Source organism: Chryseobacterium sp. SIMBA_038 (genome assembly GCF_046535115.1).
In the GTDB taxonomy this organism is placed as follows: Bacteria; Bacteroidota; Bacteroidia; order Flavobacteriales; family Weeksellaceae; genus Chryseobacterium.
On the sequence record NZ_JAWRXH010000245.1, the window covers coordinates 1 to 261 of the forward strand.

Annotated in this window: 1 protein-coding gene; it reads left to right on the forward strand. The window is 65.1% G+C overall.

The genetic code is table 11. From position 1 onward, the window contains the following. On the forward strand, positions 1-261 hold a 261-nt coding region (locus tag SB689_RS23430; protein WP_410694449.1), incomplete at both ends, for a cytochrome d ubiquinol oxidase subunit II.

Below are 261 nucleotides of genomic sequence, written 5' to 3' on the forward strand. Positions count from 1 at the left end.
TGTCAGCGCTGTACCTGCCGCTGCTGTTGATGACGATCTGCCTGATATTTCGCGGCGTCGCGTTCGAGTTGCGTGGCAAGGCGCGACGCACGCGAGCGTGGTGGGATCTCGCGTTCATCGGCGGCTCGGCAGGCGCGACATTCTTCCAGGGCGTCGCCATCGGCGGATGGCTGTCGGGCATTCCCGTCGTCGGTGACCACTTCGCGGGCGGCGCGTTCGACTGGTTGACACCCTTCAGCTTGTTTACCGGCCTCGCGCTTG